This is a genomic window from Pseudomonas sp. GW821-FHT07B01 (genome assembly GCF_059419065.1).
Genome location: NZ_JBWKRA010000052.1, coordinates 1 through 681 on the forward strand (window position 1 = coordinate 1; position 681 = coordinate 681).

At 52.9% G+C, this 681-nt stretch carries 1 protein-coding gene; it reads left to right on the plus strand.

Translation table 11 applies throughout. The annotated features are described in order from the left end of the window. Nucleotides 1–207: 207 nt before the first annotated feature. Nucleotides 208–681, plus strand: a 474-nt coding sequence (locus tag AC07S6_RS27290; RefSeq protein WP_323571565.1) for an IS110 family transposase, incomplete at its 3' end; no start/stop codon positions are given.

Sequence of the window (681 nt, forward strand, 5' to 3'; positions counted from 1 at the left end):
GCTTGTATGCTAGGACTTGAAGGGAGGAGAAGGGACAAAGCCCGATTCTGACTGTTGACGCAGTACAGACCGTGGGAGATTTCGCCCCTCCTCCTTTCACCCAAGCGCCGATAAAGAATGCATCTGGCTATGACCGACGATAGGAACAAGCCTGCGCCTCTGGGTGAGCCCTTCAAGTGCTCAAAACCTTAGCCCGGAGGAAGCCCCATGGCAATGCCAGTTTCTGTCTCAAAGCCAATCGTAGGCGTCGATGTCGCTAAGAATGAACTGGTGATTTATCACGCTGAAGTCGATTTGTTAGAAACAATCCCAAACACCAAAGCCGCTATCAAAAAATGGCTGAAGGCCTTGTCCTGCAAAGTGGCCATCGCAATTGAAGCCACCAATATCTACCACTTGGAGTTTGCTGATCTAGCTCATGAAGCTGGTTGCGTGGTTTACATGGTTGGAGGTTATGAGCTCAAGCATTACCGCGAAAGCGTGAAGATCCGGGCCAAGACCGATGCTTTGGATGCCAAGTTGCTCGTCCGCTACTTGAGAAAGGAGGCAGACGAACTGCGTCCCTGGACACCTCCATCACCGCTGTATCGCCATCTTCTAAGCCTGTTTCGTCGGCGCGCAGCCTTGGTTCAGGCGCGCGTCAGCCTGACGCAAAGCTGGGCGAACGAGCCGCTTCTTAAG